Here is a 25,584-nt window from a genome sequence, read left to right as displayed (position 1 = left end):
CCGTCAGGCACTGACCGTGAACCATCCGCACGAAAGGCATTCGTCATGAAGCTCTCGCACCGTTCCGTCGGCCTGGCCGCCCTGGCCCTCACCGTCTCCCTCGGCCTCTCGGCCTGCGCCGAGGACGAGGACTCCTCCGCCAACGACACCGCCGAGACCCCGGCCGCCACCCCCACGCCGATGGAGGACGACTCCACCGCCCCCGCCGCTGACGCCGCCTTCGGCCCGGCCTGCGACCAGCTGCCCGCCGAGGGTGACGGATCGGCCGCCACCATGGCCGACCAGCCCGTCGCCACCGCCGCCGCCGGCAACCCCCTGCTGACCACCCTCGTCTCCGCCATCCAGGAGGCCGGTCTGGTCGACACCCTCAACTCCGCCGAGGCCCTCACCGTCTTCGCGCCCACCGACGACGCCTTCGCCAAGATCCCCGAGAAGGACCTCAACGCGCTGCTCGCCGACAAGGAGGCCCTCACCGAGGTGCTGACCCACCACGTCGTGGGCGCCGAGGCCGGCCCCGACGCCATCGCCGGTGACCACGAGACGCTCAACGGCACCACCGTGACCGTCGAGGGCTCGGGCGAGGACTGGACGGTCGACGAGGCCGCCATCGTCTGTGGCAACATCGACACGGCCAACGCGAAGGTCTACGTCATCGACACGGTGCTCATGCCCTGAGCACCTCAGGTGCTGACGACCCCCTGAGCGACCACCCCTACTGAGGATCGCCGTGGACCATCTCCGGCCCGTGCCGCCCCCCGAGGACTCCGCCCCCGCGGAGCCCTCGGGGGCGCTGGCCCCCGCCTCGACGGCCGGCACCGTCGGTCCGGCCGAGCTGGCCGACCTGCTGCGCGCCTCGGCCCGCGGCGACCAGGCAGCCTTCGCCCGCTTCTACGAGGCGACGAGCGCGAGGGCGTACGGCATGGCCCTGCGGGTGGTCCGCAACCCGGCCCACGCGCAGGAGGTCACCCAGGAGGCCTACCTGGAGGTGTGGCGCCAGAGCGCCCGCCACGACAGCAGCCGCGGCTCGGCGATGGCCTGGCTGATGACGATCGTGCACCGCACCGCGGTCGACCGGGTGCGCTCCACAGAGAGCGCCACCCGTCGCGACCAGGTCTGGGAGCGCGAGAGTCGCGAGGTCGACCACGACCAGACGCTCGAGGCGGCACAGGCCTCGCTCGAGGGCCAGAGGGTCCGTCGGGCGATGGCCGAGCTGACACCCATGCAACGCGAGGCCGTCGAGCTGGCCTACTTCGGCGGCTACACCCACACAGAGGTCGCCGCCATGCTCGAGGTGCCACTGGGCACCGCCAAGACCCGAATCCGAGACGGCCTGATCAGGCTCCGAGACACCCTGGGGGTGGGCACACCATGAGCGACTTCCACCTGCTCACGGGCGTCTACGCCCTGGATGCCGTCGACGACGCCGAGCGCGAGCACTTCGAGCGCCACCTGGCCGACTGCGAGGAGTGCGCCGAGGAGGTCGACTCGTTGCGCGAGGCGGCCGCCCTGCTGACCGAGCTCACGGCGGTGACCGCACCGCCGGCCCTGACCGACGACGTACGCAGCGCGGTCGCGCAGGTCCGTCCGTTGCCGCCCGTGGTGCGTCGCCGCGTACTCCCGCGGCAGCGCGCCGGACTGCTCGCCGCCGCGGCAGCCGTCGTGGTCGCCGGCGCCGGCGTGGCCGTGTGGAGCTCGCTGGGCGACGGGCCTGACTCCACCACCCACACCCCGACGGTGGCCGAGCGGGTGCTCGCCGCCGACGACGCGCAGCGTGAGGTCGTCGACCTCGGGGAGGCCGGTCGCGCCACCGTGGTGCGCTCGGTCTCGCAGGACCGCGCAGTGCTGCTAACCGAGGACATGGTCGCCCCGCCGCGCGGCAAGGTCTACCAGGTCTGGTTCGCCACGCCGCAGGACGACATGGTGCCCGCCGGCGTCATGGCCCGCACGCCTGACCAGACGCTGGTGCTCGACGGCTCCGCCCGCGACGCCACCGGCGTCGGCATCACCGTCGAGCCGATCGGCGGGTCGAAGGCCCCGACCTCGGACCCGATCGTGCTCTTCGACCTTGCCGAGAGCTGAGCCTCACGCCGTCGGGCGCCGGCACAGCCGCAATCGCAGGCGTCAGCGAGGGAGCGGAGCCTTCCTCACCGCAGCGATCGCGGCGTGGGCGTCGGACCAGGTCATGTGGCCGCGTGCCGCCGCCAGCATGGTGCGCACGGTGTAGGCGGTCACGTAGGAGTGGCGCGTCGGGTAGAGCTCGCTCAGCCGCTCCGTGGTGAACCTCTTCGTGGTGCCGAAGAGGCCGCAGATGAAGTTGCCCGCCTCGGTCGAGGAGTTGCCCAGCCCGGAGTGGGTGGCGACCGGCACGTCGAGGTCTGGCAGGCGTACGCCTCCCTTGGCGTTGCCGTCGCGGTCGCGCTGGATGACGTTGTCGACGATCTCGATCGGCTTGGCGGCGGGCGGACGGATGCCGAAGGTGACCCAGCGGTCCATCGCCGCGTAGGCCGCGTTGGCGGCGTGGCGGAAGGGGAAGTCGTTGACCGGCTTGTCGCAGCCCATCAGCCAGGCCACGCCCTCCGGGGTGGTCTCCTTGCCGAGCGTCGACTCGACCGTGTGGACGTCGGCGTGGGCCGAACCGGCCACCTCCCAGGTGTGCACCTTGCCGCGGTTGGGCTGACGCACCGACTCCCAGTTGCCGAGGTCGCCCTCGGTCTGGAGCTGGAAGACGGGCACGCCGACGTCGGTGCGGATCGTCGGCGAGTAGTCACCGAAGAAGCCGTCCTCGGCCAGCGGCGCGGAGGGCGCGTAGCGCGAGTGGATGAGGAACCCGTCGAAGACCCGGTCGGCACGGTGCAGGGCGTTGACGTAGGTCGTCAGCCGGAAGGCCGACTGCGACTCACCGGAGGCGATCACCTTGCGCGGGCGCAGGCCGTCGAGCATCTCGGCCGCCTGCTTGCGCACGGCCCTCCCGGCCTGGGCGTAGATGTCGTAGCTGAAGGCATCGGAGGTGATCTCCAGGGGCTCGTAGCGCGGGTCGTTGCGCTTGGCGGCCTCCACACCGGCTCGCTGGGCGGAGACCCCGACCCAGGCGGCCCCGCTGGCCAGGATCCGGTCGCGAGCCTGGACGAAGCTGGGCGCCACGTCGGCGCCCGTGCTGACGTTGAGCCACTCCACCCACACCGTGCCGTTGAAGCGCCTCGGGTCCTCCGGACGGTTGACGATCAACCGGGTGGTGAAGGGCACGTCGGCGCGGTCGACCTCAGCCTCCCACTTGCCGTCGGGCCCCCACTCGCCGACCTCGCTGTAGGAGTCGGCCTCGCCGGAGAGGAAGAACTCGGACTCCACGTAGCCGGCCGGGGCGGTCAGGTCGCCGATCGAAGCCTGGGGCCGCCCTTCGGGCGCCCGGACCAGGCCGTCGGTGTCGGCGACGCTCCGCCCGGAAGGGGAGTCGGGAAGGGCCTGCGCCCCGGGGACCAGGGCAGCTGGTGCCGCCACCAGCGCAGCGGCGAGAGTCAGGGTGGTGGCGAGCAGGCGCGTGCGCACAGACATGTGGGTTCCCTCCCAAGATCCCGGCCGCGCCCTCCAGCACGACTGATCATGTCTAGCGGGTTCCGACGCCTCAGCACAATGGGCGCAGCGCCTCACGATTCAGCGGCTCACAAGGAGACTTCACCGACGGGCAGACCTCGACCCGCGCCACAGGCTCGAGGCGGCGAGCGCCATCAGTCCCAAAACGAGCAACGCGGTGCTCACCCACTTCGCCGCTTGTTCGTCCACCAAGGACCAAGTGCCGACCAGGAGCATCACCGCGATGACGACGACCCACCCATGGCGGCCCAGCCACGTGCCCAGCGTGTCCATGATGATCACCTCGATGTGCAGTGGATGGAGAGACAACTGATCCCATCAACGCTTACGGGTCGTGGTCATCACGATGATCACCACGGCCATGGCCGAGGTCAGCGCCATGATGATCAGGGGCAGGGCCATTCCAAACATCTGAAGTTCACTCCTCTCGCGACGCCGGACGCGGGCCATGTGATTGAGCGGTCCTGCGGGTGTTGCGGCGGGCTGTCGACCGGCCCCCAGGAGCCAATCATGGAACTGACCTGGCGGCAACCAGGACAAGGCGCTCGCGAGCCAATGGGCCGGGCCCGGGGCTCACGATTCAGCAGGCAGTTCACGGCGCCACCCGCCCCCGCTGAGCGGGGACAGACGATGTCGCGGGTCGAAATGCCTGCCGAATCGAGTGCGTGAGGCCGGAAAGACGACAGCCGCCCGGCGCTGGGAGGTGGCCGGGCGGCTGTCGGGTTCTGCGGGGGGGGGGGTGACTCAGTAGGACTTCGGCAGCCCCAGCGAGTGCATCGCCACGAAGTTGAGGATCATCTCCCGGCTGACCGGGGCGATCCGGCCGAGGCGGGCGGCGACCATCATGTTGGCCAGGCCGTACTCGACGGTGAGGCCGTTGCCGCCGTGGGTGTGGACGGCGATGTCGGTGGCGGTGCAGGCGATCTCGCCCCCGGCGTACTTGGCCATGTTGGCGTACTCACCGGCACCGAAGTCGTCACCGGCGTCATACATCGCGGCGGCCTTCTGCCACAGCAGGCGAGCCTGCTCCAGCTCGATCTTGGCCTTGGCGAGCGGGTGCGCGATGCCCTGGTGGGAGCCGATCGGCGCCTTCCAGACGGTGCGGGTCTTGGCGTACTCCACGGCCCGGTCGATGGCGAACTTCGCCATGCCGCAGGAGAAGGCCGCGCCCATGATCCGCTCGGGGTTGAGGCCGGCGAAGAGCTGCACCAGGCCGGCGTCCTCGTCGCCGACGAGCGCGTCGGCGGGCACCCGGACGTCGTCGATGAAGAGGGTGAACTGCTTCTCCGGCGCCGACCAGGCCATGTCGATGACCTGCTTGGAGAAGCCGTCGGCGTCGGTCGGCACCACGAAGAGCGCCGGCTTGAGCTTGCCGGTCTTCGCGTCCTCGGTGCGCGAGACGATGAGGACGTACTGCGCCTCGTCGACACCGGAGATGTAGGTCTTCTGGCCCTTGAGCACCCACTCGTCACCGTCGCGGCTCGCGGTGGTGGTGATGTTGTGGGAGTTGGAGCCGGCGTCGGCCTCGGTGATGCCGAAGGCCATCGTGATGGAGCCGTCAGCGATGCCGGGCAGCCAGCGCTGCTTCTGCTCGTCGGTGCCGTAGCGACCGATGATGGAGCCGCAGATGGCCTGGCTCACGACCATCATCAGCAGCGGGGCACCCTGGCCGGCGGCCTCCTCGAGCACCGCGGCCAGGTCGGACATGCCGCCGCCACCGCCGCCGTACTCCTCGGGAATGTTGACGCCGAGGAAGCCGTTGCGGCCCATCTCCATCCACAGCTCGGTGGTCTTGCCACCCTCGCGGGCCTGCTTCTCGACGTACTCGCGGCCGTACTTGCCGGCGAGCTTGGCGACGGCCTCACGCAGCGCGACGCGCTCCTCGGGCTCGGTGAACGCAACGGTCATGCCTCTGCTCCTTCTGCACTGTCGGAGTCGCCCTCGACGACTGCGAGGACGTCGCCGGCGCCGACCTGGCTGCCGGGCTTCACGTTGATGCTGGCGACCACACCGTCGGTGGGGGCCGCGATGGTGTGCTGCATCTTCATCGCCTCCATGACCAGGACGGTCTGGCCGGCGGTGACCTGCTGCCCTTCCTCGACCGCCACGGAGATGACGCTTCCGGGCATCGGCGCGAGCAGCGAACCCGTGGCGACCTGGTCGGCCGGGTCCACGAAGCGCGGCACCTTGGTGAGCTTGACGTAGCCGCTCGGCGAGTCGACGTGGACCACCGGGGCGGTGACGTCACCGGCGTCGATCGCGACGGCGTACGTCACGGCGACGCCGTCGTGCTCGAGGGTCACCGAGGTCGTCGACGCAGCGAGCACGGTGCCGGCGGCACCGGAGTAGCCGTCGCGGCCGCCGTACCACTCCACGCGGACCGGCTCGTCCGCTCCGTCGAGGGCGAGCTCCGTCACCTGCGGGGCGGAGACGATGTTGCGCCACGCCACCGGGATGCCGCGCTGCACGGTGCGGGCCTCACGGGCGCGCTCCATCAGGGCGACGGTGGCGGCGAAGGCGGAGCGCTCCACCAGGGTCTCGTCGACGCCGGTGCTGCGGGTGGCGAGCTGCTGGACCTCGAAGAAGTCGGTGGAGACGTCACCGGCCGCGAAGACCGGGTGGCGCAGCACCTCGACGAGCAGGTCGCGGTTGGTGGTGAGGCCGTGGACCTTGGCCTTGGCCAGCACGCCGGCGAGCTGGCGCAGGGCATGCTCGCGGGTGGCGGCGTGGACGATCACCTTGGCGAGCATCGCGTCGTAGTGCGTGCCGACCTCGGAGCCGGCGACGAAGCCGGTGTCGAGGCGCAGGCCGCCGGGGGTGGCGCCCGTGGCCGGGTTGGCGAACTCGGTCTGGACGCCCGGGATCTCGAAGGAGGCGAGCGTGCCCGACTGGGGCTGCCAGTCGTTGGCCGGGTCCTCGGCGTAGAGGCGGACCTCGACCGCGTGGCCCTGCGGCTCACCGACCTCGACGGAGACCGTACGACCCTCGGCGACGGCAATCTGCTGCTCGACCAGGTCGACGCCGAAGATCGCCTCGGAGACCGGGTGCTCCACCTGGAGACGGGTGTTCATCTCCAGGAACCAGAAGCGGGTCGGGTCGTTCGCGTCGACGAGGAACTCGACGGTTCCGGCGCCGACGTAGTCGATCGCCGCGGCGGCGTTGCGAGCCGCGTCGTGGAGCGCGGCGCGGGTCTCCTCGGAGAGGCCGGGGGCCGGGGCCTCCTCGATGACCTTCTGGTGGCGACGCTGGATGGAGCAGTCGCGCTCGCCGTAGACGGCGACGTTGCCGGCGCGGTCACCGACGACCTGCACCTCGACGTGGCGGCCGTGCTCGACGTACGGCTCGACGAAGACGGTGCCGTCGCCGAACGCGGACGCCGCCTCGGCCGACGCCTTCTCGACCTCGGAGGCCAGGTCGGCGAGGTCGCGGACGATGCGCATGCCGCGACCGCCACCGCCGGCGCTGGCCTTGACCAGCAGCGGCAGGTCGGCCTCGGTGGCCGTGGTGCCGAGGTCGGCGAGCGCGGGCACGCCGGCGGCCTCCATCAGCTTCTTCGACTCGATCTTGGAGCCCATCGAGACGATCGACTCCGGGTCGGGGCCGATCCAGGCGATGCCGGCGGCGATGACCTCGCGGGCGAAGTCGGCGTTCTCCGAGAGGAAGCCGTAGCCGGGGTGGATGGCGTCGGCGCCAGTCTTCTTCGCGGCCTCGATGACGAGGTCGGCGCGCAGGTAGGTCTCCGCCGGGGTGTTGCCCGGCAGGCGGACCGCCTGGTCGGCCTCGGCGACGAACGGCAGGCCGGCGTCGGCGTCGGAGTGCACCGCGACCGTCTCGATGCCGAGGCGGCGCGCCGTGGTGAAGACCCGGCGGGCGATCTCGCCGCGGTTGGCGACGAGGACGCGGGTGATCGTGCGCGGGGGGATGGCTGGTCTGGTGGTGTCAGTCATGGGTTTTCACTCACATCCTGAAGACGCCGAAGCGGTCGGTGCCCTCGGTGGGGACGGTGTCGATGGCGGAGAAGGCGATGCCCAGCACGGTGCGGGTGTCGCGGGGGTCGATGACGCCGTCGTCGTAGAGCATCCCGCTCAGCACGTAGGGCAGCGACTGCTCCTCGACCATCTGCTCGACGAAGGCACGCATGCCGGCGTCGGCCTCCTCGTCGAACGGCTTGCCCTTCGCCTCCGAGGCGGCACGCGAGACGATCGAGAGCACGCCCGCGAGCTGGGCCGGACCCATGACGGCCGACTTCGCGTTGGGCCAGGTGAAGAGGAACCGCGGGTCGTACGCGCGTCCGTTCATGCCGTAGTTGCCGGCGCCGTAGGACGAGCCGATCAGCACGGAGATGTGCGGCACGGTCGAGTTGGAGACCGCGTTGATCATCGCTGCGCCGTGCTTGATGATGCCGCCCTGCTCGTATTCCTTGCCGACCATGTAGCCGGTGGTGTTGTGCAGGAAGAGCAGCGGGGTGTTCTTCGCGTTGGCCAGCTGGATGAACTGGGTCGCCTTCTGCGCCTCCTCGGAGAAGAGGACGCCCTGGGCGTTGGCCAGGATGCCGATCTCGCGCCCGTGCAGGCGGGCCCACCCGGTGACGAGCGAGGAGCCGTAGAGCGGCTTGAACTCGTCGAAGGGCACGGCGTTGCCCTCGGAGACACCGTCGACGATGCGGACGATGACGTCACGCGGGTCGAAGGGCTCCTTGAGGTCGGTGGGGATCAGGTCGAGCAGCGTCTCCGGGTCGTGCTCGGGCTCTGCCCAAGAAAGACCGGCAGCCGTACGCTCGCCCTCCGGACGCGCCTTCTTCCAGTTGAGGCGGGCGACGATGCGGCGGCCGAGGCGGATCGCGTCGCGCTCGTCCTCGGCCAGGTAGTCGGCCAGGCCCGAGATGCGGGCGTGCATCTCGGCGCCACCCAGCTCCTCGTCGTCGGTCTCCTCACCGGTGGCCATCTTGACCAGGGGCGGGCCGGCCAGGAAGACCTTCGCCTGCTCCTTGACCATGACGGTGTAGTCGCTCAAGCCGGGCACGTAGGCGCCACCGGCGGTCGAGTTGCCGAAGACCAGCGCGATGGTGGGCTGGCGACGACCCGAGGCGCGGGCCAGATCGCGGAAGATCTTTCCGCCGGGGATGAAGATCTCCTTCTGCGTGGGCAGGTCGGCACCGGCCGACTCGACCAGGGAGATCTGCGGAAGGTTGTTCTCCTCGGCGATCTGCGCGGCCCGGAAGGTCTTCTTCAGCGTCCACGGGTTCGAGGCGCCACCCTTCACGGTGGGGTCGTTGGCGGAGATCATGCACTCCACGCCCTCGACGACGCCGATGCCGCAGACGGTGGAGGCGCCGACGGTGAAGTCGGAGCCCCAGCCGGCCAGCGGGCTCAGCTCGAGGAACGCGGTGCCCTCGTCGATGAGCAGCTCGATGCGCTCACGCGGCAGCAGCTTGCCGCGCTTGTGGTGGCGCTCGATGTACTTCTCGCCACCTCCGGCGACGGCCTTCGCGTGCTGGGAGTCGAGGTCGGCGAGCTTGCCGAGCAGATGGGCCCTGCGCTGCTCCTCGACGGTGAGCTCCTCCGTGGCCTCGGCCTCGGTGGCTTCAGTGGTGGTCTCGGTCATTTCGCATATCCCAACAGCTTGGCGGCAAGGTCAGTGAGCACTTCGGTGGCGCCTCCACCGATCGGCAGCAGCCGGGCGTCGCGGTAGTGCCGCTCCACCTCGGTGCCGTGCATGTAGCCGGTCCCGCCGTGCAGCTGCACGGCCTGGTCGCAGACGTAGGTCGCGGCGTTGCAGGCGGTCTCCTTCGCCAGGCACGCCTGGGCGATGACGGCCTCGGTGGGGCCTCCGGCGTCGACGTACTGCTGGGCGACGAGGTGGGTGTAGGCCTTGGCGGCCTCCACCTGGCGACGCATCTCGACGAGCTTGTGGCGCACCACCTGGCGGCTGATCAGCGGCTTGCCGAAGGTGTCACGCTCACGGCAGTAGTCGACCGTCAGGGCGAGCGAACGCTCGGCGATGCCGTAGCCGTGGATGGCCAGGGCCATCCGCTCGACGACGAACTGCTCGGCGATGTACCAGAAGCCGGCGTTCTCGTCGCCGACCAGGTTCTGCACCGGCACGCGCACGTCGACGTAGGAGATCTCTCCGGTGTCGGAGGAGTGCCAACCCATCTTCTGCAGCTTGCGGTCGACCGTGAAGCCGGGGGTGTCGGTCGGCACCACGATCATCGAGATGCCGCCGGCGCCCGGGCCACCGGTGCGGACGGCGGTGGTGACGAAGTCGGCACGGGTGGCGGAGGTGATGAAGGTCTTCGACCCGTTGATCACCCAGTGGTCACCCTCACGCACCGCGGTGGTGCGGATGTTGCCGACGTCGGAGCCGCCGCCGGGCTCGGTGATCCCGAGCGAACCGATCATCTCGCCGGCGAGCGTGGGGCGGACGTACGTGTCGATCAGGTGGTCGGAGCCGTGCGCCACGATGTGCGGGCAGGCGATGCCGTGAGTGAACAGCGCGGACATCAGGCCCGAGGTCGCGCCCTCGGAGAACATGCCCTCCTGCAGCGCGACGGTGTCGAGCAGCCCGCCGCCGGAGCCACCGACGGACTCGGGGAACGAGACCCCGAGCAGCCCGGCGGCCGCGGCCTTGACGTGGAGCTCGCGCGGGAGGGCACCGGCGTCCTCCCACTCCTGAATGTGGGGGGCGATCTCCCGGCGGGTGAACTCGGCAGCTGCGGCCTTGAGCGCAGCGCGGTCCTCCACCGAGGAGAGTTCTTCGGCGACTGCCGTCACAGCAGGCCTCCTTCGACAGTGACGAAACGGGATCGGACCCACTCGCCCAGGGCCTTGGCCTGGGGGTCGACGCGGGTGGACGCGGCGACGCCTGCCCCGAGCAGGCGGTGGATGACGACGTTGACGGCGCCCAGCTGGGGCAGGGCGTAGACGTCGACGTCGAGGTCGGCGGCCTCGGGCACGAGCTCGCGGACGCGCTCGGGCGTCACGAAGTCGAGCAGCCAGGCCACCCGGGCGGCGTACTTCACGTCGGACTCGGCCCCGTTGTCACGCGGGATCCAGAGGCCGAGGTTGGCGTTGCCGCCCTTGTCGCCGGAGCGGGCGTGCACGAGGCGACCCAGCGGGACGGTCTCACCCTCGGCGGTGGCGGGCACGACCGTCGCGGCCCCGCGGGAGGCCGTGCGGCCGGCGTCAGCGACGCCGTCGAGCGGGGCGTACGCGGTGGGGTCGGCGATGAGCTCCCGGGTGCCGTCGGCGTGCACGAGGGTGTGCGCGACCTCGCTGCGGGAGACGTACTCCGGGCGGTAGATGCCGTAGGGCGATGCCGGGGTGGGCGGGCCGACGAGGGTGCAGCCGGGGTAGGAGGCAAGCGCGATCTCGACGGCGGGGGCGGTGAAGCCCTTGCCGGCAACCTTGGCGTCGGCGTCGAGGCACATGACCCGCAGGATCGTGGCGGCCTCGGCCATCGTGGCCGGGTCGTCGACGGGCGGCGGGCCCTCGGACCAGACGACCGTGGCGGGAGCCTTGTCGCCCCACGCCTCGGTGACCTGGCGCTTGATCCAGTCGACCTTCTCGTCGGTGTCGAGGCCGGTGATCAGGAACTCCATCGAGTTGCGCCAACCCCCGAGCTCGTTGACGCAGACCTTGAGGGTCTCCGGCGGGGCCTGGCCGGTCACGTGGGCGATCGCGACCCGGTCCTCGCCCTCCTGGCTGACCTCGATCGAGGTCAGGTCGGCGGTGGCGTCGGGGCCCAGGTAGAGGCCGGACTGGATCTCGTAGACCAGCTGCGCGGTGACGGTGTCGACGGTGACCGCGCCGCCGGTGCCGGCATGCTTGGTGATCACGCTGGCGCCGTCGGCGGCGATCTCGGCGATCGGGAAGCCCATCGCCTTCGCCCGCGCGCCCTTCGGCAGCGCGAGGAAGCCCGAGAAGTTGCCACCGGTGGCGTGGGTGCCGCACTCGATGACGTGGCCGGCGACCATCGCGCCGGCGATCGCGTCGTGGTCGTCGAGCGTCCAGCCGTGGTGGGCGGCGGCGGGGCCGACGATCACCGAGGCATCGGTCACGCGGCCGGTCACGACGACGTCGGCGCCGGCGTTGAGCGCAGCGGTGATGCCGAAGCCACCCAGGTAGGCGTTGGCGGTCAGCGCGTTCGTGAAGCCGAGCTCGGCCGACTTCGGTCGCAGGTCATCGCCCTCGACGTGGGCGATCTTCACGTCCAGGCCGAGCCCGGTCGAGACCTCACGCAGCTTGTCGGCCAGGCCGGCGGGGTTGAGTCCGCCGGCGTTGGTGACGACCTTGACGCCCTTCTCCAGCGCGGTGCCCAGCGCGTCCTCGCACTGGCGTACGAAGGTGCGGGCGTAGCCGAGGTTCGGGTCCTTGAAGGTGTCGCGGCCCAGGATGAGCATGGTCAGCTCGGCGAGGTAGTCGCCGGTCAGGTAGTCGAGCGGTCCCCCCTCGAGCATCTCGCGGAAGGCGGACAGCCGGTCGCCGTAGAAGCCGGAGCAGTTGCCGATGATCGCGGGACGGGCCGCGGAGCTGTCGGTGCTCACTGGTCGTCCCCCTTCGGGGCGCGGCCACCGCCGGCGGGACCGGCGAACGCCTGGGCGATGGTGAGCCACTGCTCGGCGTCGGCGCCGGTGGCGACCAGGTCGGTGTCGTCGCGGTGCACGCGCTGGGTGACCAGTCGGCAGAAGTCGAGGGCCGAGCCGGTGACCTTCTGCGCGGCGTCCTCGGGGCCGTACGTCCACACCTCGCCCGACGGGGCGGTCAGCTCGACGCGGAACTCCTCGGCCGGGGCCTCGAGCTCGTTGTTCTTGAACGAGTAGTTGCGGGTGCGCACGCCGATGTGGGCGACGTGGCGGATCCGGTCGGTCGGCTCCAGCTCGACACCGAGGGCGTCGGCGACGTCGAGCCCGTGGGCCCAGGTCTCCATGAAGCGGGCGCTCGCCATCGAGGCGGGCGACATCGGCGGGCCGAACCACATCATCTTCTCGCCCTCGGGAAACTCCCGCAGTGTCTGGACCAGCGCCGGGCGGGCGGCGCGCCAGCGGGCGAGCAGGTCGGCGGGAGCCGCCTCGGCGCCCTGGAGCGCCATCTCGTCGACGTACCCGGTGGGGTTCATGATCGCGCCCATCACCTCGGCGTCCCACGCCTCCTTGTCGCGTGCCGCCTTGACGGCAACCTCGTCGGTCCAGGCGAGGTGGGCGATGGTGGTGGCGACGTCCCAGCCCTCGGCAGGGGTGGCGGTGCGCCACTCGTCGTCACTCAGGCCGGCGACGAGCTCGTCGAGCCGGTCGCCTTCGGCGGCCAGGTCAGCCAGCACTCCTGTGAGCACGCTGTCAGGCACGGTCACGCTCCTTGGGGGTCGATGGATCTGTGGGGGTCTGGAGAAGGGCTGGAGCGATGCCCCCCGTCATGCGTTGCGAGCCAGTTGGGCGTCGAGGGTGACCGCCCAGGCGTCGAGGATCCGGCCGCGGCGGCGCGCGTCGTCGGAGATGGTGTTGGCCAGGCCGAGGCCACGCACGAGGTCGAGGGTGGCCTGGACGAGCTCGCGGGTGCCGCGGGCCGAGCCGTCGACGCCCAGTGCCGCGGCGGTGAGCTCGTGGGCCTGGCGACCCACGCGCTGCTCGAGTGGACCGACGGCCTCGGCGAGGGTGGGGTCGGTGCGGGCGGCGACCCACAACTCGAGCGCCGCGGCGAAGATCGGCGAGGTGAAGTGCTCGGCGAGCAGCTCCAGCACCGCACGCGTACGCCGCTCCCCCGTGGGGGCGTCGGCGAGCGCGGCGGCGAGCTCGCCGGCGCGGGTGTCGGCGATGTGGGCGACGGCAGCGACGACGAGGTCGTTCTTGGTCGGGAAGTGGTGGAGCTGGGCGCCGCGGGAGACCCCGGCTCTCTGACTGACCAGCGTGGTCGAGGTGCCGGAGAATCCGTGCTCCACCAGGCACTCCACCGTCGCCTCGAGGAGGCGGGCCCGCATGGCACGGGTGCGTTCCTCCTGGGGGACGCGTGTCGGCGAGGTGCTCATGGCGGCAAGCCTGCAACGGCGACTTACAAACAGTCAAGCCTGTTGGTAAGTTTTCTCGGACATTACCGGTCTGGACCGTTGCACCGAGCTGTCACCGAGACTCACTAGGGTGTGCCTCACGCGAGGGGCCGGGTCAGGACGCCCGGACGAGAAGGAGGCGGCGTGTCGACCTACGGCAACGACCCGAACAATCCCTACGGCCAGGACCCCCAGGGGCAGCCAAGCCAGGACCCTTACGGGCAGCCCGGCGGCCAGCAGCCCGGTTACGGCCAGCCGAACTACGGGCAGCAGGGCGGCTACGGCCAGCCCGACTACGGCCAGGCACCCCCGCCCCCGCCCGGGGGCCCCGGGTACGGCGGTGGAGGTGGTGGTGGCGGCGGCTACAGCGTCAGCAACGCCTTCTCGTGGGCCTGGAACAAGTTCAAGGCCAACGCCGCGATGATGATCGGTCTCGTGCTGGCCTTCTTCGTCGTGGTCTTCATCGTGTCGTTGGTGAGCAGCTTCATCACCGGTGGGTTCAGCTCCTCCAACGAGGTCACCGTCAACGACGACGGCACGGTCGACTTCGGCGGCGTCGGCGCAGCGGCCGGCGTCAGCAGCATCGGCTCCATCCTGAGCAACCTCCTCACGACGCTGATCAGCCTCTTCTTCATGGCGCTGCTGGTGCGTGGAGCCCTCAACGTGGCCAACGGCCAGGGATTCACCAACCTCACCCAGGGCATCGACTGGCTGCAGATCCTGATCGCGTCGCTGATCATCAGCGTCGCGACCACGATCGGACTCATCCTCTGCGTCCTGCCCGGTCTGGTCGTCGGCCTGCTGACGATGTTCACCAACTACTTCATCATCGACAAGAACCAGAGCGCGCTGGAGGCCATCAAGTCCAGCTTCAACCTGGTCAAGGACAACGTGGGGTCGGTGCTCCTCTTCGTCCTGCTGTCGATCGTCGCCACCGTCGCCGGCCTGCTCGCCTGCTGCATCGGCATCGTGGTGGCCACGCCCATCGTGATCCTGGCGCAGGCCTACACCTACCGCACCCTGCAGGGTGAGCCGGTCGCTCCCTGAGCCTGACCGGCACCGCGCCGAGCGGCGCAGCACAGGACCCGCCCGGACTTGCCCGGGCGGGTTCTGTACGTCCGGGCCCGGGCCGGACTTCCCGCACCGACCGCACCTTTGCCACACTCGCCCCCATGACTGCCGCCACGCCGCGCCCCTCGCAGACCACGTTGATCACCGGAGCCTCGAGCGGGCTCGGGGCCGAGATGGCACGCCAGCTGGCCGCCCGGGGTCACGACCTCGCGCTCTGCGCCCGACGGACAGAGCGTCTCGAGGAGCTGCGTACGGAGATCCTCGCCGCTCACCCGGAGCGGAAGGTGTCGGTGCGGGCGCTGGACGTCGACGACCACGACGCAGTCTTCGAGGTCTTCCGTGCCTTCCGCGACGAGTTCGCCGCCGACGGCCGCGCGATCGACCGGGTGGTCGTCAACGCGGGGATCGGCAAGGGCGCTCCCCTGGGCACGGGGCGCTTCGACGCCAACCGCGACACGGCGATGACCAACTTCATCGGCGCGCTGGCCCAGACCGAGGCCGCCATGGAGATCTTCCGGGCGCAGGACGGCGGTCACCTGGTGATGATCTCCAGCGTCTCCGCCAAGCGTGGGATGCCGAAGGCGATGACCGCCTACGCCGCCACCAAGGCGGGCGTGGCCCACCTGGCCGAAGGGCTGCGCACGGAGCTGCACAGCAAGCCGCAGTACCGGATCTCCGTGATCCACCCCGGTTTCATCATCTCCGAGATGAGCGACCCGAACCGCAAGCCCGGTCTGCTCATGGCCTCCACGGAGCGGGGAACCACCGCGATCGTCGACGCGATCGTGAAGGAGAAGAAGTCGGTCTCCGTGCCGGGTTGGCCCTGGACGCCGGTCGCGGCCGTCCTCAAGGTGGCGCCGCTCGGCCTGGTCCGGAAGATGGTCTGACTCCGGACGATGGTCTGACGTCGCCGGCACCGGGCGTACGCCTCAGCGGTAGGTGACCTGCTCGCGGGTCAGGTGGTCGTGGCCGTTGAACTGGACCAGGCTCATCCCGCGCCGACCGACGAGGATCTTGGTGATCGAGGCGTTGACCATCACCGGCATCAGGCGACGGTAGGCGGCCTGCCCCCCGTCGAGGAGCCCAGCGCTGAGGCTGGCGATCGGGCCGCCGGAGGTGAAGACCACGGCGGTGCCGTGCTCGGCGACCGCGGCGAGGGCGCCGGAGGTGCGGGCGGTGAACTCGGCGTACGGCTCCTGGCCCGGCTCGAGCTCCTCGCCGGCCAGCCAGCGGTCGGTCGCGGCCTCGTACCAAGCCTGGAACTCGCGCGCGTCCGTCAGGCTGCTGCGCGCCATCCGCGCGGCGCTGCCGACCATCTCGAACTCGTCCCACCTCGGGTCCACCTCGACGGGCGCGTCCCACCCGGCCACCGCGACCGCGTGCTCGGCGGTCTCCCGCTGGCGACGGAGCTCGCCGTGGACGACCAGCTCGGGGGTCAGGCCGGCGAGCGCCCGGCCGAGCGCCACGGCCTGCTCCTGCCCCACGGCGGAGAGCCGGTCGTAGTCGTCGGTCCCGAAGGACGCCTGTCCATGGCGGATGAGCAGCACCTGTCCCATGCGGGTCACTCTCTCAGGAGATGGCCGCGTCCTCACCGGCGCACCGCTCCAGCACGCGGACGGCGTCGCGAAGGACCAGGCTCCACCGACACGGCCGGCTGACACGCCGGGACGCCGCAGGAGCGGCACGGGCTCAGCGCAGCACGCGAGCCAGGAACTGGCGGGTCCGCTCCTCGCGCGGCGCGGAGAAGATCTGCTCGGGTGGCCCCTGCTCGAGGATCCGTCCGCCGTCGAGGAAGCAGACCTTGGTGGCGACGTCCCGGGCGAAGTCCATCTCGTGGGTGGCCAGGATCATCGTGGTGCCCTCGGCCGCCAGCGCCCTCACCGCCCGGAGCACGTCGCCGACCAGCTCAGGGTCCAGGGCGGCGGTGATCTCGTCGAGCAGCAGCAAAGACGGGCCGGTCGCCAGGGCCCGCACCAGGGCGACGCGTTGCTGCTGGCCACCGGAGAGCCGGTCGGGGTGCACGTCAGCCTTGTCGGCCAGCCCGAACTGCTCCAGCAGCACCCGCGCCCGCGCCTGGGCCCCCCGCCTCGGGACCCGGTGGACGCGACGCGGCGACAGGGTGACGTTGTCGAGCACCGTCAGGTGCGGGAAGAGGTTGTAGGCCTGGAAGACCATCCCCATCCGGGCGTGAACCGCCCGGCGGTCGACGCGCGGGTCGGAGATCTCACGGCCCTCGAAGTCGATCATGCCGTCGTCGACGTCCTCGAGCAGGTTGAGGCAGCGCAGCAGCGTCGACTTGCCGGAGCCCGACGCCCCGATCAGGCAGACCACGTCCCCGGCGGCGACGTCGAGAGAGACGTCGTCGAGCACGACCTTGGGGCCGTAGGCCTTGCGTACGCCCCGCACCCGCAGCAGCGGCTCGCTCATCTCGCCCCCGCCCGCTCGCGCTCGGCGTAGCGCCGCTGCAGCCGGTCGGTGAACCGGGCCAGCGGGATCGTCAACGCCACGAAGAAGGCCGCCACCACGACCATGGCGGTGTAGTTGAAGTGGTAGTTGCCGTAGTCGCGGGCCGAGAAGACGGCGTCGAAGATGCCGATCGTCGAGACCAGCGCCGTGTCCTTCTGCAGCGACACGAAGTCGTTGAGCAGCGGGGGGACCACGCGGCGTACGGCCTGGGGCACGATCACGTGGCGCATCGCCTGCACCCGGCTGAGCCCCAGCGTCTGCGCGCTCGCCCACTGCGAGGGGTGGATCGACTCGATGCCGGCGCGGAAGACCTCCGCGACGTAGGCACCGTAGGAGAGCACCAGCGCGACCAGCGCCCAGAAGAAGAGGTCGTTGGTGACCCCGGAGAGGCCCAGCGCGGGGATGCCGAAGCCGCAGAGCAGCACCAGCAGGATGGTCGGGATGCCGCGGAAGAGGTCGGTGTAGCCGATGGCCACCAGCCGCAACGGCGTCAACCACGCCGACGTGCTCTGCCGCGAGAGCGCCACCAGCAGGCCCAGCACCAAGATGATCGGCTCGGCGATGAGGAACATCTTCACGTTGACCCAGAAGCCGGCCAGGATCGCGGGGAAGGAGTCGCGCGCGTGCTCGGGCGAGAAGAACGTCTCCTGCACCCGCTCCCAGCCGGGCAGCTGGGTGGTGCCGACCGCCAGCGCGCCGAAGACGACGACCGTGACGGTCGAGGCGATGAGGAGCTGGCGACGTCGCAGGTTACGCCGGACCGCGCGGCGGGCGAGCTCGCGCTCGCTCGGCTGCCAGGCGGCAGCGCTCCGGCCGCCGGCCGGCGCACCCGTGTCGTTCACGTGGACTCAGTCAGGAAGCAGCAGCGTCGTGATCAGTCGAGGACCGGGACGTCAGCGGTCTCGGAGAGCCACTCCTGCTCCAGCGCGGCCAGGGTGCCGTCCTCCCCCAGCTCCGCGAGCGCGGCGTCGACGCAGCCGACCAGAGCGTTGCCCTTCTCGAAGAGCAGGCCGAACTCCTCCGTCGCGTCGTCCTCGTAGGCGAACTGACCCATGACCGTGGAGCCCTCGATCTCGGCCGCGCTGATGTAGAGCGCCGTCGGCAGGTCGGCGACGATCGCGTCGACCTGACCGTTGAGCAGTGCCTGCTTGGCCGCGTTGGTGTCCTCGAAGACCAGCGGCTGCGCCGTCGGCTCGACCTCCTCGCGCACGGCCGTCAGCGACGTGGTGCCGGTCTGCGCGCCCAGCTTGAAATCCTTCAGCGCGTCGAGGTCGGCGACCTTCGCGGCCGCGGAGTCCTTGAGCGCGACGATCGCCTGGGTGGGCTCGTAATAGCCCTCGGAGAAGTCGACGACCTTCTTCCGCTCCTCGGTGATCGAGATCTGGTTGATGTCGAAGTCGAACTTCTTCGCACCGGGGGCGTAGGAGTTGTTGAAGGGCACCTTGACCCACTCCACGTCGGCGGCCTCGAAGCCCAGCTTCTCCGCGACCGCGTAGGCGACGGCGGACTCGAAGCCCCGGCCGTTGGACGGGTCGTTGTCGGCGAACCACGGCTCGTAGGCCGGCGAGTCGGTGCCCACGGTGAGCGTGCCGGCGGACATCACCTTGTCCGCCGCGCACTCAGCGGGGTCCGTCACCTCGGCGGTGGGGGTCGAGCCGGCGTCGGGCTCCTCCTCGGCCGGGGCACAGGCGGCGAGCGCCAGAGCGAGGGGCAAGGAGACGACGGCGGCAGTACCACGGATACGCATGTGCTGAATGGTAGATGTTCAGGCAGCCACGGTGGTCACGACCACCGCTCGCGCGGACGCATCGGTCCAGACCAGCCCGGCCCGGACCCAGGCCGTGACCGACCACGCCAGGAAGGGCAGGGCCAGCAGCACCACGACCGGCCACGGCGCCGCCCACGACGCCGTGGAGAAGACCATCGCGGTCAGCGTGGTGCTCAACGCCAGCTTCGCGGAGTAGCCGACCATCACGGTCGGCGGCGCAGGGGTGGCCCGCGCCGAGCGCAGGTCGACGGCGAAGGGGCGCCGCACCGACCAGCGCATGGCCGCCGAGACGACCTGCACCGTCACCACCAGGACCAGACAGACGATCGCGGCGGCCTCAGAGGCGGTCGGAGCGCCCGCCCGCAGCGAGGCGAGGAAGACCGTGATCAGCGAAGCGAAGAGCAGCCACTCGGCCATCACCCAACTGCGCGCCGTCCACACGTGCATCGGGTCGACCGGCAGGCTCTCGCGCCACAGGCCACCACGCCCGTCCAACGAGAACGCGTTGACGCCGTAGAGCAGGGCACCACCACTGGCGACCAGGCCGGGCAGGATCACGATGTTGTCCCAGGCCAGCGATCCGGCGAAGGCGATCAAGCCCGGACCGACCGCCAGCACCAGCATGCCGCGGCGCATCGGCACCGCCCGCCACACCGACGCCCGGTCGATGCGCACCAGCACCAACCACGGGCTCGACGGGGTCGGCCGCGCCTGGAAGTGCTTCGTCTCGACCTTGACCTCGTCACGGGTCATCCTGCGGACAGCTGCGTGGCAGGCGGCTCCGCCCAGCACCAGCGCCACCGCGGTGATCGCCAGCAGCGCCGCGATCGCCCCGACCCACGAGGCGCTGAAGCCCTGGAGGCCGGCGACCACGAGCTGCAGCGTCGGCACGGCGTCGAGCACGGTGCTCAAGTGGCCGGCGACCTGCAGCCACCCCAGGAAGAGCGCCAGGGCGACCCCGGACGTACGCACCACGACGACGCCGTGGCGGCGCCGGCGCACCGCCTCGACGGACCAGGCGACGACCTGGCCGAGCGCGGTGGCCGCGACGATCCACAGCACCATGATCGAGAGCAGCCACGGGAACGCGTCCCAGCCGTGGGCGAAGGTGGTGGCCCCGAGCAGGAACCACGCCTGGATGATCCACCCGATGTTGAGCGGCGCCATCAGCAGCGCACCCAGGTGGTCGGTCGTCGGACTGATCGGGTGGGAGACGGCGTGCTCGCCCGAGAGCAGCTCACGACCACCGCCCGAGGCGATCGCGGCGGCGATCGTCAGACCCAGGAATCCGACCATGAAGGTCGGCAGCAGCAGGAAGGTGTTGAAGGCCATCCCGTCCCCGCCAGCCCCCGGGGCGAGCGCCGGGCCCACGACGGCGGCCGTGGTCAGGCCGACCAGCAGCAGCCACGCCGTGCGCACCACGGCTGGACGCCGGACGGTGCCGGCGCGGAAGCGCAGCAGGTGGCGGGTGTCGGCGACGGCACGACGGATCTCAGCCGGCGCCCACGGCGCGGCGGAACCCGCGTACTCCCGGACGGCGGGAGCAGCCTCAGTCGAGGAGGGCGCGATAGGCATCGGCGCCGGCCTCCCCCCGCAGGTCGAGGGCGTCCATGTCGGCGACCCGCGCGCCACCGCGCAGGACCAGGGCCGTCGTGCACGCCTCGATGGCCAGCTCGCGCAGGTGCGTGGAGAGCAGCACCGCCGCACCCCGGGCCCGGGCGTCGGAGACCACGTCGAAGGTGGCCTCCACCCCGATCGGGTCGACGCCGTCGAACGGCTCGTCGAGCAGCAGCACGTCGGGCTCGTGGAAGGCAGCCAGGATCACCGAGAGCCGCCGCCCCATGCCGTGGGAGAAGCCGGCGGTGACGCGGTGGGCCACGTCGCCGAGCTCGAAGCGCTCCAGCAGGTCACGCGCCCGCGCCTCCCAGTCGGTCATCCGGCGCAACGCCGCGGAGAGCTGGAGGTGCTCCCACGGGGTCGCCCGCGGCACGAGCCCACCCACGTCGGGGCAGTAGCCGACGGCACGCTTGACCCCCAGCGGGTCCTTCGTGACGTCGATGCCGGCCACGAGGACGCGGCCGCTGGTCGGTGGCACCACCCCGGCGAGCACCCGCATGGTGGTCGACTTGCCGGCGCCGTTGCGGCCCAGCAGGGCGGTGGCGCGGCCGGGCAGCGCCTCGAAGCCGACGCCGACGACGGCCTCGACCTCCCCGAACCTGACGTGCAGGTCGTCGACCACGACGGCGGGGGGCGGGGTGGCGGAGGCGTGCGGGGACGACCCGGACGCAGGGAGGGGCTGTGTCACCCGTCGATTCTCCCCGGATCGTGACCGACGCGCGGGGGTTTCGCCGAGAGCGGATCCGACCGGAGATGCGAGGCTGCTCCCATGCACTTCGTCGGAGTCGACCTCGCCTGGGGGGAACGCAGGCCCACCGGGCTGGCGGTCCTCGACGACGCCGGGCAGCTGGTGCACCTGGCCAGCGTCGTCACCGACGAGGAGATCGTCGCCTCCCTCGAGCCCTACACCGACGACGCGTGCGTGGTCGCGCTCGACGCCCCGCTCGTCGTCACCAACCCGACCGGCAACCGGCCCGCCGAGCGGGCTCTCAACAAGGTGTTCGCCGCCTTCGACGCCGGCGCCCACCCCGTCAACACCGGGCGGGCCGAGTTCGCCGAGCAGCCCCGCGGCGCCCGGTTGGCCGAGCGTCTGGGCCTCGACCTCGACCCCGCCTCCTCGCGCACCCGGCGGGCCATCGAGGTCTACCCGCACGCTGCCACGATCTCGCTCTTCCGACTCGGCCGCACGCTGAAGTACAAGCAGAAGACCGGCCGCGGCCTCGAGCAGCTGCGCGCCGAGCTGCTCGTGCTGCTGGGCCTGGTCGAGTCACTGGCCACCGCCGATCCCCCGCTCGTGCTCGACCCGCCGGCCGCCCCCGACGCCTGGGCCCAGCTGCGTACGGCCGTGGAGACCGCCGGGCGCAAGAGCGACCTGCGCGTGGCCGAGGACCAGGTCGACGCCGTGGTCTGCGCCTACGTGGCACTCTTCGCGACGCGCCGCCCGGAGGAGACCGCCACCTTCGGTGACGCCGCCACCGGCGCGATCGTCACCCCCGCGCTGCCGGAGGGGCACTCCCCCGCCAAGCGCGGCCGCCGACGGACGCCGGTCGCCGACCCCGGCACGGCGGTGCGGGAGTACGCCGAGCAGCTGCCCGCCCTGCGCGCCGCCACCACCGAGTGGGTCGACCTGGTGCGCGCGATGCTCGACGACGCCGGCATCAACTACCTGACGGTGGACGGGCGGGCCAAGTCGCTCAGCTCGTTCGCCGCCAAGGCCACCCGCCTCGTCGACGGGGTGCCCGCCTTCAGCGATCCGCTGCGCCAGATCCACGACCAGGTGGGCCTGCGCGTCATCACCTACGTGGAGAGCGACGTGCAGGCGGTCGTCGACGTGCTCACCGACCAGGTGAGCGTGCTCGACGACCGCGACATGGGGGTCGAGACCGCCAGCGAGGGCCGCTTCGGCTACTCCAGCCGCCACCTGCAGATCGGCCTCGACGCCACCCGGGATGCGGAGCGGCCCCAGCTGGCCGGTCGCAGCGCCCAGGTGCAGGTGCGCACGGTGCTCCAGCACGCCTGGGCGGAGTTCGAGCACGACATCCGCTACAAGGGCTCCATCCCCGAGGAGCATGCCCCCGACCTGGACCGTCGCTTCACCCTGGCTGCCGGGTTGCTGGAGCTGGCCGACCGCGAGTTCTCCATGATCCGCGAGCGGCTGATGTCCCCCGGAGAGACCGGCGGAGACCTCGAGGAGAGTCTGGACCAAGAGCTCAGCGCAGACCCCCGCATCACGCCCCGCGAGCTGGCCGCCTTCCTCGCCGGGCAGTATGCCGACGCCGGTTGGTCTCGCACCGACCACTACGCATGGATCGGAGCGCTGGCGCTCGAGCTCGGCATCACCTCGCTGCGCGAGCTGGGCGAGGTGATCCGCTCCGTCGACGCCGACCTGCTGGCCAGCCGGATGGGCTACCGCTACCCGCCCGGCGCGGTGCGCCGACTCGACGACGCCCTGCTGTGGACCTACGGCGACACCTACGTGCAGCTGCGCGACAACTCCCACCGGGTCGACTCCCTGCGGGCCAGGCTCGCCAAGATGCGCGGGGAGTGACCACCACGTCGGAAGCTCGCGCGTTGTGGCGGCGTATGGGCCCAATGGGGGCCGAGTCTCCGACACGGTGGTGGTCGAACTCGCTGCGGGTACTGCCGGTGCTCGGGATGTCTGCGGCGTGCACCGGCGCCGAGCCGGAGTCCGGTTCCGGGTCCGGGCCGGCCCAGGAAATGGCCGGACGGGGAGGGAACCTCGCGGCTCCCTCCCCGTCCGTAAGCAACTCAGCGCGTCACGCACTGCGCCTTCTCACTGCACTTTTCACTGGGGCAGCGACTCACCCTTCGCGGCGAGACCCTCCAGGTAGGCGCCCGGCTCGAAGCGGTCGCCGTAGGTGGCGGCCAGCTCCTTCGCGCGCTTGATGAAGGCGTCCAGACCGACCGAGCCGTCGGCAGCCTCGTAGCCGGTGATGAACTGCGCCGCACCACCGAGGCGGGCCGGGAAGCCGATGCCCATGATGGAGCCGATGTTGGCGTCGGCGGCGGAGGTGATGACACCCTCCTCGAAGCACTTCGCGGTCTCGAGGGCCTCGATGAAGAGCATCCGCTCCTGGATGTCGACGAAGGGGATCTGCTCCTCGCTGGGCGGGAACTCCTCCTTCAGGCCGGGCCAGAGCTTGGCGCGCTTGCCGGACTCGTCGTAGTCGTAGAAGCCCTTGCCGACCAGGCGCGAGGAGCGACCGAGCTCGATCATCCGGTCGACGACCGTCTTCGAGGCGTCGTTGGGCACCTGGATGCCCGCCTTCTCCATGGCCGCCTCGGTGGCCTTGCGGATCTTGACCATCAGCTCGAGGTTGAGCTCGTCGGAGATCTGCAACGGCCCGACCGGGAAGCCGGCCATGGTCGCGGCCCGCTCCAGCGAGACCGGGTGGACGCCCTCGCCGAGCATCCGCAGACCCTCGTTGATCTGCACGCCGATGACCCGCGAGGTGTAGAAGCCACGCGAGTCGTTGACCACGATCGGCGTCTTGCGGATCATCTGGACCACGTCGTACGCCTTCGCGAGCGTCGCGTCGGAGGTCTCCTCGCCGCGGATGATCTCCACCAGCGGCATCTTGTCGACCGGCGAGAAGAAGTGCAGGCCGATGAAGTCGGCGGGACGGTCCACACCCTTGGCCAGGCCGGTGATCGGCAGGGTCGAGGTGTTGGAGCACAGCAGCGCGTCGGGGGCGACGTTCGGCAGGACCTCGGCGTAGACCTTCGCCTTCAGCTCGGGGTCCTCGAAGACCGCCTCGATGACCAGGTCGGCGCCGGCGGCATCGGCTGCGTCGGCGGTCGGGGTGATCCGGGCAAGGAGCGCGTCGGACTTCTCCTGGGTGAGCTTGCCGCGGGAGACACCCTTCTCGTTGATCTTCGCGGAGTAGGCCTTGCCCTTCTCGGCGTTCTCGAGGGAGACGTCCTTGAGCACGACCTCCATGCCGGCGCGGGCGCAGACGTAGGCGATGCCCGCGCCCATCATCCCGGCGCCGAGCACGACCACCTTCTTGGCGACGTACTTCTCGAAGCCGTCGGGACGCATCGCGCCCGAGTTGATGGCCTGCAGGTCGACGAAGAACGCCTTGATCATGTTCTGGGCGTTCTGGCCGGTGACCAGCGAGACGAAGTAGCGCGACTCGATGCGCGAGGCGGTGTCGAAGTCGGTCGTGGCGCCCTCGACGGCGGCCGACATGATCGCCTTCTGCGCCGGGTAGTCAGCACCCTTGAGCTGCTTCTGCAGCAGGGCCGGGAAGGCCGGCAGGAAGGAGGCGAGCGCCGGCGAGGACGGCTTGCCGCCGGGCATCTTGTAGCCGGGGCGGTCCCACGGCTGCGTGGCCGCGGCCTCGTCACCGGCGTTGTCGAGCACCCACTGGCGCGCGGCCGGCAGGAGCTCCTCCTGGGTGGCGACGAGGGCGTCGACGAGGCCCTTCTCCTTCGCCTGGGCCGCCTTGAAGCGCGGACCCTGGAGCAGGATCTCCATCAGGGCGGTCTGCAGGCCGAACATGCGCACGGTGCGGGTCACGCCGCCGCCACCGGGCAGCAGGCCGAGGCTGGCCTCGGGCAGGCCCACCTGGACGCCGGAGGAGTCGACGGCGATGCGGTGGTTGGCGGCCAGCGCGATCTCGAGGCCACCGCCGAGGGCGGCGCCGTTGATCGCGGCGACGACGGGGACGGGGAGGGTCTCGAGCTTGCGCAGGGTGGCCTTGATGCCCTCGACCTCGGCGAAGAACCGCTCGGGCGTGCCCTCACCGGAGGTCATGGCCTTGAGGTCACCGCCGGCGAAGAAGGTCTTCTTGGCCGACGCGATGACGACGCCCTTGACGTCGCCGGCCTCGACCTCGGTGGCGAGCCGGTCGACGACGGCGGCCATCGAGCGGGCGTACAGCTCGTTCATTGTGTTGGCCGACTGGTTCGGGTCGTCCAGGGTCAGGGTGACGACGCCGTCGGCGTCGCGCTCGTAGCGGACCGCGGTCTCGGTCTGGTTCTCGGTGCTCATCAGTTCAGTTCCTTCTCTC

22 protein-coding genes are annotated in these 25,584 nt (G+C 71.0%); 6 read left to right on the top strand and 16 right to left on the bottom strand.

Annotated elements, in window-relative coordinates; genetic code table 11:
- Positions 1-45 precede the first annotated feature (45 nt).
- Genes IEQ44_RS17675 through IEQ44_RS08260 form a run of 3 tightly spaced genes read left to right on the top strand, consistent with a single transcriptional unit; the run spans position 46 to position 2,079 of the window.
- Positions 46-675, top strand: coding sequence for a fasciclin domain-containing protein (locus tag IEQ44_RS17675; protein ID WP_193637968.1), 630 nt, complete (start codon positions 46-48; stop codon positions 673-675).
- Positions 676-727: 52 nt separating this feature from the next.
- Positions 728-1,372, top strand: a complete 645-nt coding sequence (sigK, locus tag IEQ44_RS08265; RefSeq protein ID WP_193637967.1) for an ECF RNA polymerase sigma factor SigK — start codon at positions 728-730, stop codon at positions 1,370-1,372.
- Positions 1,369-2,079, top strand: coding sequence for an anti-sigma factor (locus IEQ44_RS08260; protein ID WP_193637966.1), 711 nt, complete (start codon positions 1,369-1,371; stop codon positions 2,077-2,079). Before sigK ends, IEQ44_RS08260 begins: the two co-directional genes overlap by 4 nt.
- A 42-nt stretch (positions 2,080-2,121) precedes the next feature.
- Here the strand turns inward: IEQ44_RS08260 and IEQ44_RS08255 are convergent, their stop codons facing one another.
- The 9 genes from IEQ44_RS08255 to IEQ44_RS08215 form a co-directional block, all read right to left on the bottom strand.
- Positions 2,122-3,549: an alpha/beta hydrolase domain-containing protein gene (locus IEQ44_RS08255; RefSeq protein ID WP_193637965.1), complete on the bottom strand. Its 1,428-nt coding sequence runs from the start codon at positions 3,547-3,549 to the stop codon at positions 2,122-2,124.
- A 120-nt stretch (positions 3,550-3,669) separates the two neighbouring features.
- Positions 3,670-3,861: a hypothetical protein gene (locus IEQ44_RS08250; RefSeq protein ID WP_193637964.1), complete on the bottom strand. Its 192-nt coding sequence runs from the start codon at positions 3,859-3,861 to the stop codon at positions 3,670-3,672.
- A gap of 471 nt (positions 3,862-4,332) precedes the next feature.
- Entirely contained in the window at positions 4,333-5,496 is a 1,164-nt protein-coding gene (locus IEQ44_RS08245; RefSeq protein ID WP_193637963.1) for an acyl-CoA dehydrogenase family protein, read from the bottom strand.
- On the bottom strand, positions 5,493-7,535 hold the full coding sequence (locus IEQ44_RS08240) for an ATP-binding protein (protein ID WP_193637962.1): 2,043 nt from the start codon (positions 7,533-7,535) through the stop codon (positions 5,493-5,495). The genes IEQ44_RS08245 and IEQ44_RS08240 overlap by 4 nt, the downstream gene beginning before the upstream one ends.
- A 10-nt stretch (positions 7,536-7,545) precedes the next feature.
- Complete coding sequence (locus IEQ44_RS08235) at positions 7,546-9,192, bottom strand: acyl-CoA carboxylase subunit beta (RefSeq protein ID WP_193637961.1); 1,647 nt, start codon at positions 9,190-9,192, stop codon at positions 7,546-7,548.
- On the bottom strand, positions 9,189-10,361 hold the full coding sequence (locus tag IEQ44_RS08230; protein WP_319804573.1) for an acyl-CoA dehydrogenase family protein: 1,173 nt from the start codon (positions 10,359-10,361) through the stop codon (positions 9,189-9,191). Before IEQ44_RS08230 ends, IEQ44_RS08235 begins: the two co-directional genes overlap by 4 nt.
- Complete coding sequence (locus IEQ44_RS08225; protein ID WP_319804572.1) at positions 10,358-12,133, bottom strand: acyclic terpene utilization AtuA family protein; 1,776 nt, start codon at positions 12,131-12,133, stop codon at positions 10,358-10,360. The genes IEQ44_RS08230 and IEQ44_RS08225 overlap by 4 nt, the downstream gene beginning before the upstream one ends.
- The gene (locus tag IEQ44_RS08220; RefSeq protein WP_319804571.1) at positions 12,130-12,930 is read right to left on the bottom strand and encodes a TIGR03084 family metal-binding protein; all 801 of its coding nucleotides are present in this window, start codon (positions 12,928-12,930) and stop codon (positions 12,130-12,132) included. The genes IEQ44_RS08225 and IEQ44_RS08220 overlap by 4 nt, the downstream gene beginning before the upstream one ends.
- 66 nt (positions 12,931-12,996) lie before the next feature.
- Positions 12,997-13,608: a TetR/AcrR family transcriptional regulator gene (locus IEQ44_RS08215; protein ID WP_193637959.1), complete on the bottom strand. Its 612-nt coding sequence runs from the start codon at positions 13,606-13,608 to the stop codon at positions 12,997-12,999.
- Positions 13,609-13,770: 162 nt separating this feature from the next.
- Between IEQ44_RS08215 and IEQ44_RS08210 the strand changes: the two genes are divergently transcribed.
- Together IEQ44_RS08210 and IEQ44_RS08205 are read left to right on the top strand one after the other, a co-directional pair.
- Positions 13,771-14,673 (top strand): hypothetical protein, encoded by a 903-nt coding sequence (locus IEQ44_RS08210; RefSeq protein ID WP_193637958.1) that lies wholly within the window; start codon positions 13,771-13,773, stop codon positions 14,671-14,673.
- Positions 14,674-14,798: 125 nt separating this feature from the next.
- Positions 14,799-15,584, top strand: coding sequence for an SDR family oxidoreductase (locus tag IEQ44_RS08205; protein ID WP_193637957.1), 786 nt, complete (start codon positions 14,799-14,801; stop codon positions 15,582-15,584).
- A gap of 42 nt (positions 15,585-15,626) precedes the next feature.
- Here IEQ44_RS08205 and IEQ44_RS08200 read toward each other — a convergent pair whose 3' ends face one another.
- The 6 genes from IEQ44_RS08200 to IEQ44_RS08175 all read right to left on the bottom strand — a co-directional run bounded on the left by IEQ44_RS08200 (position 15,627) and on the right by IEQ44_RS08175 (position 21,236).
- Positions 15,627-16,253 carry a histidine phosphatase family protein gene (locus IEQ44_RS08200; RefSeq protein WP_193638012.1) on the bottom strand — a complete coding sequence of 209 codons (627 nt, stop codon included), beginning with the start codon at positions 16,251-16,253 and terminating at the stop codon, positions 15,627-15,629.
- A gap of 133 nt (positions 16,254-16,386) precedes the next feature.
- Entirely contained in the window at positions 16,387-17,124 is a 738-nt protein-coding gene (locus IEQ44_RS08195) for an amino acid ABC transporter ATP-binding protein (protein ID WP_193637956.1), read from the bottom strand.
- On the bottom strand, positions 17,121-18,005 hold the full coding sequence (locus IEQ44_RS08190; RefSeq protein ID WP_193637955.1) for an amino acid ABC transporter permease: 885 nt from the start codon (positions 18,003-18,005) through the stop codon (positions 17,121-17,123). Before IEQ44_RS08190 ends, IEQ44_RS08195 begins: the two co-directional genes overlap by 4 nt.
- A gap of 32 nt (positions 18,006-18,037) precedes the next feature.
- Positions 18,038-18,910, bottom strand: a complete 873-nt coding sequence (locus IEQ44_RS08185) for an ABC transporter substrate-binding protein (protein ID WP_193637954.1) — start codon at positions 18,908-18,910, stop codon at positions 18,038-18,040.
- Positions 18,911-18,928: 18 nt separating this feature from the next.
- Complete coding sequence (locus tag IEQ44_RS08180) at positions 18,929-20,506, bottom strand: hypothetical protein (protein WP_193637953.1); 1,578 nt, start codon at positions 20,504-20,506, stop codon at positions 18,929-18,931.
- Positions 20,481-21,236 (bottom strand): ABC transporter ATP-binding protein, encoded by a 756-nt coding sequence (locus IEQ44_RS08175; RefSeq protein ID WP_319804570.1) that lies wholly within the window; start codon positions 21,234-21,236, stop codon positions 20,481-20,483. The genes IEQ44_RS08180 and IEQ44_RS08175 overlap by 26 nt, the downstream gene beginning before the upstream one ends.
- Before the next feature lie 81 nt (positions 21,237-21,317).
- Between IEQ44_RS08175 and IEQ44_RS08170 the strand changes: the two genes are divergently transcribed.
- Positions 21,318-23,096, top strand: coding sequence for a DUF429 domain-containing protein (locus IEQ44_RS08170; RefSeq protein WP_193637952.1), 1,779 nt, complete (start codon positions 21,318-21,320; stop codon positions 23,094-23,096).
- Between the two features lie 258 nt (positions 23,097-23,354).
- Here the strand turns inward: IEQ44_RS08170 and IEQ44_RS08165 are convergent, their stop codons facing one another.
- Positions 23,355-25,565 (bottom strand): 3-hydroxyacyl-CoA dehydrogenase NAD-binding domain-containing protein, encoded by a 2,211-nt coding sequence (locus IEQ44_RS08165; RefSeq protein ID WP_193637951.1) that lies wholly within the window; start codon positions 25,563-25,565, stop codon positions 23,355-23,357.
- Positions 25,566-25,584 lie beyond the last annotated feature (19 nt).

This window comes from Nocardioides malaquae, from assembly GCF_015070385.1.
Taxonomy (GTDB): Bacteria; Actinomycetota; Actinomycetes; order Propionibacteriales; family Nocardioidaceae; genus Nocardioides; species Nocardioides malaquae.
Note: the sequence above shows the minus strand (reverse complement) of the source record. Positions and strands in the feature narration are given on the sequence as shown.

Excerpts from the sequence above, each read along its gene's own strand:
- IEQ44_RS17675 (WP_193637968.1), top strand. The coding sequence starts at position 46 with ATGAAGCTCTCGCACCGTTCCGTCGGCCTGGCCGCCCTGGCCCTCACC.
- IEQ44_RS08260 (WP_193637966.1), top strand. The coding sequence starts at position 1,369 with ATGAGCGACTTCCACCTGCTCACGGGCGTCTACGCCCTGGATGCCGTC.
- IEQ44_RS08255 (WP_193637965.1), bottom strand. The coding sequence starts at position 3,549 with ATGTCTGTGCGCACGCGCCTGCTCGCCACCACCCTGACTCTCGCCGCT.
- IEQ44_RS08250 (WP_193637964.1), bottom strand. The coding sequence starts at position 3,861 with ATGGACACGCTGGGCACGTGGCTGGGCCGCCATGGGTGGGTCGTCGTC.
- IEQ44_RS08245 (WP_193637963.1), bottom strand. The coding sequence starts at position 5,496 with ATGACCGTTGCGTTCACCGAGCCCGAGGAGCGCGTCGCGCTGCGTGAG.
- IEQ44_RS08240 (WP_193637962.1), bottom strand. The coding sequence starts at position 7,535 with ATGACTGACACCACCAGACCAGCCATCCCCCCGCGCACGATCACCCGC.
- IEQ44_RS08235 (WP_193637961.1), bottom strand. The coding sequence starts at position 9,192 with ATGACCGAGACCACCACTGAAGCCACCGAGGCCGAGGCCACGGAGGAG.
- IEQ44_RS08215 (WP_193637959.1), bottom strand. The coding sequence starts at position 13,608 with ATGAGCACCTCGCCGACACGCGTCCCCCAGGAGGAACGCACCCGTGCC.
- IEQ44_RS08205 (WP_193637957.1), top strand. The coding sequence starts at position 14,799 with ATGACTGCCGCCACGCCGCGCCCCTCGCAGACCACGTTGATCACCGGA.
- IEQ44_RS08200 (WP_193638012.1), bottom strand. The coding sequence starts at position 16,253 with ATGGGACAGGTGCTGCTCATCCGCCATGGACAGGCGTCCTTCGGGACC.
- IEQ44_RS08195 (WP_193637956.1), bottom strand. The coding sequence starts at position 17,124 with ATGAGCGAGCCGCTGCTGCGGGTGCGGGGCGTACGCAAGGCCTACGGC.
- IEQ44_RS08185 (WP_193637954.1), bottom strand. The coding sequence starts at position 18,910 with ATGCGTATCCGTGGTACTGCCGCCGTCGTCTCCTTGCCCCTCGCTCTG.
- IEQ44_RS08180 (WP_193637953.1), bottom strand. The coding sequence starts at position 20,506 with ATGCCTATCGCGCCCTCCTCGACTGAGGCTGCTCCCGCCGTCCGGGAG.
- IEQ44_RS08170 (WP_193637952.1), top strand. The coding sequence starts at position 21,318 with ATGCACTTCGTCGGAGTCGACCTCGCCTGGGGGGAACGCAGGCCCACC.
- IEQ44_RS08165 (WP_193637951.1), bottom strand. The coding sequence starts at position 25,565 with ATGAGCACCGAGAACCAGACCGAGACCGCGGTCCGCTACGAGCGCGAC.